The organism is Paraburkholderia sp. (genome assembly GCF_036488505.1).
Lineage (GTDB): Bacteria > Pseudomonadota > Gammaproteobacteria > Burkholderiales > Burkholderiaceae > Paraburkholderia.
Genome location: NZ_DASXHN010000294.1, coordinates 1 through 4747, shown reverse-complemented (window position 1 = coordinate 4747; position 4747 = coordinate 1). Strand labels below are relative to the sequence as shown.

The window sequence follows — 4747 nt, the reverse complement described above, 5'->3', positions numbered from 1 at the left end:
GGCACAGCGGCCTCCTCGCATCGGCGTGTTGCGCGAGCAGATAGGCGGACCAGTCGACAACGCGCAGCAACACGCGCTGAATCAACTGGCTTTACGTTTGCGCGCTGATGGCGCGGAAATCGTCGATGCGGACTTGCCTGCCGAACTGGTCGATGCTGCACGACATGCTTCGATCCTGCTCGCAGTCGAAGCGGCGCTGACGCATGGCGAACTGGTGGACCGTTCGCCGGCTCTCGTGAGCGCACCGATGACGGCGCTGGTCCAGCAAGGCCGGGCTTTGCCCGCGACTGAGTATGCGAAAGCCAGCGCATTGCAGGTCAGGATGGCGCTTCGCTTCGACCGGTGGCTCACCGAAGTAGCGAGACTAGACGCGCTGCTGGTCGCGCCCGCATCCGGCGAGGCGCCCCTCGGGCTCGACTATACGGGCGATGCGGCGTTCTGCACGCCCTGGACCTTCCTCGGCGTGCCCGCGGTGACGTTACCGGTTGGCTTCGGTCCGCTTGGGCTGCCGCTTGGCGTCCAACTGGTAGGTGCGGGTCAGCACGATGCCGCACTGCTGTCGCTTGCCGAGTGGGTGGAAGGTAGAACTGGCTGGAGCATCGCGCTTGCTTCTCGCTGATGCCAGCTTCGTTGTGTGCAGCAAGTATCACCTGATGATGCGAACCACCGCGGTTGGGTGGTCAGCCATCGTCGATCGATTTTCGAGGAAACATGTCAGCAGAATCTTTAAATCCTGTGCGGGGCATCCGCGGGATGGCAGTCACACCCCATGCGCTCGCGTCGCAAAGCGCACTCGCAATCCTGCGCGACGGAGGCAATGCCGTCGAGGCCATGATTGCCGCAGCGGCAACCATCGCAGCGGTGTATCCGCATATGAACAGTATCGGCGGCGACGGCTTCTGGCTGATTTCGCGGCCGGGCGAAGCGCCCATCGGCATCGAGGCGTGCGGAGCGGCGGCATCGGCGGCGACGATCGACGCCTACCGTGCGCGCGGCCTGCAATCCATCCCGTTTCGCGGCCCGCTGGCGGCGAATACGGTGGCCGGAACAGTATCAGGCTGGTCGCTCGCGCATCGCTGGTCGACTGACACACTCGGCGGCAAGCTGCCGGTCGCGCGCCTGCTCGAAGACGCGATCGCCTACACGGCAAGCGGTATCCCGGTTACGCGCAGCCAGTCCGAATGCATCGCGCTGAAGCGGCAGGAACTGCAGTCAGTCGCGGGGTTCGCCAAGACCTTCCTGACCAGCGACAACCCGCTGGGCGTACCGGCCGTCGGCGAGCGCTTTGTACAGCCCCGCCTCGCCGCGACGCTCGAACGTCTCGCCCACGCGGGTCTCGACGACTTCTACCGAGGCGACCTCGCACGCAGCATCGCGGCGGATCTGCATGCGCTTGAAACGCCACTGACGCTAGCAGACCTCGAACAGCATCGCGCGCGGCTGCGTAAGCCACTCGCGCTCACGCATTCGCTCGGCACGATCTACAACATGCCGCCGCCCACACAAGGGCTCGTATCGCTGCAGATTCTCGGTATGCTCGACCGTGTCCTGCGCGACGACATGGATCCGCTCGGGCCCGAATACGTGCACGCGTGCGTGGAGGCGACCAAGCTCGCGTTTGCGATACGCGACAAGCACATCACCGATCCGAACCACATGGAGATCGATCCACAGGCGCTATTGGCGCCGCGTGTGCTCGATTCGATGGCCGAGCGCATTTCGATGTCTGCGGCAGCTCCGTGGGGTCGCGGTCTCGGACCGGCCGACACCGTGTGGCTCGGCGTAATCGACGCCGATGGCGTGGCGGTCAGTTTCATTCAGAGCATTTATCACGAGTTCGGCAGCGGCTTGGTGCTTCCCGAGTCTGGCATCAACTGGCAAAACCGCGGCTGCAGCTTCTCGCTCGATCCATCCGCGCGCAATCCACTTTCGCCGGGGCGACGGCCGTTTCACACGCTGAACCCGGCACTCGCGCGCTTCGCCGATGGACGCACGATGGTCTACGGGAACATGGGCGGCGACGGCCAGCCGCAATCGCAAAGCGCCGTATTTTCGCGGATCGCGCACTTCGGCTGGAATCCGCAAGCCGCAATCGATGCGCCGCGCTGGTTGCTGGGTCGGACGTGGGGGCAAACCAACGAATCGCTGAAGCTCGAGGCGCGGTTCCCGGTCGACACATTCAACGCGCTGCGCCGTCTGGGCCACGACGTCGAACAGATGAGGCCGTACGACGAAGCAATGGGCCACGCCGGCGCGATCGTCCGGCACAGCAATGGATGTCTGGAAGCAGGCTTTGACCCGCGCAGCGACGGGGCAGCGGCCGGCTGGTAGGCGCATCCGGTACCGCGCGGGCGGCCGCTGCGCCCGCACCTTTTGAATCGACGACCCGGAGCGTTCGTGCGGACGGCAAGGACCGCGCACGTCCGTCGGTCTGTCGATAGTTCAATTCGAAACGGAGATATACCTTGAACACCCGCACGCAATCACTGAATGGCGCCGCCTCGCCCGGTGTGCAAATAGCCCCGCATACCCGCTGGATCCAGCTCGGACTCGGTCTTGTTTGCATGATGACCATCTCGAGTCCGCAATATGTATGGACCCTGATGACAAAGCCTCTGATGGCCAAATTCGGCATCGCACTGCCGGAATTGCAGGTGACCTTCTCACTGCTGGTGCTGCTGCAGGCATTCTTTTCACCGTTCCAGGGCGCGCTGATCGATCGTTTCGGGCCGCGTATGCTGATCTCCATCGGTACGTTGCTGGCAGGCGTGAGTTGGGTGTTGGCTTCCTATGCGCACACTACGTCGATGCTGTACCTCACGTACGGCATCATTGGCGGCCTCGGTACCGGCATCGTCTACGTCGGCGTGGTCGGGTTCGTGGTTCGCTGGTTTCCCGATCGACGTGGCTTTGCCGCAGGCGTCGCGGCCGCGGGCTACGGCATGGGCGCCATCGTCACCACCTTCCCCATCTCCGCATCGCTGGCAACGCGCGGCGTCGAATCCACGCTGTGGCTGTATGGCATCGTCTTCGCAGTAGTCGGCCTGCTCGCCTCGCAGGGCCTGCGGGTGCCGCCCGCCGCGGACCGTATCGGCTCGGCGGTTTCCCGCACCGCGGTCGTGACGCGGGACTACCGGCCGTCCGAAATGCTGAAAACGCCGCTGTTCTGGCTGATGTTCGTGATGATGACGATGATGTCCACATCGGGCCTCATGGTCACGTCGCAGATGGCCAGCTTCGCCGCGGACTTCGGTATCAGCAAGGTACTCGTCTTCGGGCTCGCCGCGTTGCCGCTGGCACTGACCATCGACCGCTTCACGAACGGTCTGACCCGTCCGCTATTCGGCTGGATATCGGATCGACTGGGTCGCGAAAACACGATGTGCTTCGCGTTCGCGCTGGAAGGTGTGGCGATGGCGCTGTGGCTAATGACGCGCGACAATGCGGTCCTGTTCGTGCTGCTGTCCGGCGTGGTGTTCTTCGGCTGGGGTGAGATTTTCTCGCTGTTCCCTTCGACCTTGACCGACACGTTCGGTACCCGATTTGCCACCGCCAACTATGGCTGGCTTTATATATCGTTCGGAATTGGCTCGATCTTCGGCGGCCCGCTCGCCGCGCTGCTGCATCAGCACACCGGTAGCTGGGTGCCGGTGTTCGGGTGCGCGATCGTGCTCGATCTGAGTACCGCGGTGCTTGCGATGTTCTTGTTGAAGCCGGCACGCGCGCGTTTTGCAGCAGCGCAGGCATAGCACATCGATTCGCATGCGACGTTCGTTCCGCAATCAAGCTTTTTCCGACTTCTGAAAACAACTCGACCGCTCCTTATTGGAGCGGTCGACACGTCAATGGCAATGGTCGCTGTCGAAGCGACCATTTGCGTCCGCACCGATGCCCGGCCGAGAAACCAGCACGCGCCGCGGCACGCATGATCACCGTTTTCTATCGACCGCGCGGGTCACTTTCGATTATGTCCACTCAGGTCCGCGCCCCTATACTCGATTTCAACCGGCATAAAACGGACACCTGCAGCGTGGCAGATGGCCGGTTAATGCCTCGCCGATGCGCAACGCGCCCGGCACGTATCTGACTTTGAAACGGCGAATCAGGAGAACAGGCATGAGCGGAGTACCTGCAGCGGTCGTGGCGTACGCCCAGCCGAAGACATCCGTCCGCTGGAAGATTTTCTTCATCATGTTGCTGCTGGTTACGGTCAACTACATCGATCGCGCGTCGCTATCCGTCGCGATGCCGATGATCGCAAGTGAGTTCACGCTTACGCCGGTGATGCAGGGCCTCATCATGAGTTCGTTCTTCTGGTCATACACGCTGATGCAGATTCCAGGCGGCATGGCAGTCGACCGCTTCAAGCCGCGGCTGGTCCTCGCGCTGTGCACTTTGCTTTGGGGCGCCTTCCAGGGACTTGGCGCGTTGACGACCAATGCGATGTCCTTGCTCGCGACGAGGCTCGGACTCGGTGTGGCAGAAGCGCCCGTGGCGTCGGCCGGAGGTGCGCTCAACGCCATGTGGCTCACGCAGCATGAGCGGGTCCGTGGCGCATCGCTGATGGACGGCGGCTCGCCGCTCGGCGCAGCGCTCGGATCGGTACTGATCACGTGGCTGATCGTGGTCGCGCACTCATGGCGCACAGCGTTCGCGATCGCCGGCGTCGGCACGGTCCTATCCGGTATTGGCGCCTGGTACTACATCAAGAATCAACCGCGCGATCATGCCGGGGTCAATGAAGCCG

General features: G+C 63.2%; 4 protein-coding genes. All 4 read left to right on the top strand.

Features of this window, described 5'->3' with window-relative positions:
- The coding region (locus tag VGH68_RS17590; RefSeq protein WP_331604934.1) for an amidase family protein at nt 1–619 on the top strand (619 nt) is incomplete at its 5' end.
- Between the two features lie 134 nt (nt 620–753).
- The gene (locus VGH68_RS17585; RefSeq protein WP_331604933.1) at nt 754–2331 is read left to right on the top strand and encodes a gamma-glutamyltransferase family protein; all 1578 of its coding nucleotides are present in this window, start codon (nt 754–756) and stop codon (nt 2329–2331) included.
- Nucleotides 2332–2465: 134 nt separating this feature from the next.
- Entirely contained in the window at nt 2466–3749 is a 1284-nt protein-coding gene (gene oxlT, locus VGH68_RS17580) for an oxalate/formate MFS antiporter (protein WP_414696959.1), read from the top strand.
- 367 nt (nt 3750–4116) lie between these two features.
- A partial coding sequence (locus VGH68_RS17575) for an MFS transporter (RefSeq protein ID WP_331604932.1) occupies nt 4117–4747 on the top strand: 631 nt, incomplete at its 3' end.

Bases quoted from the DNA above. Each gene is read 5' to 3' on its own strand.
- VGH68_RS17585 (WP_331604933.1), top strand. From the start codon at position 754: ATGGCAGTCACACCCCATGCGCTCGCGTCGCAAAGCGCACTCGCAATC.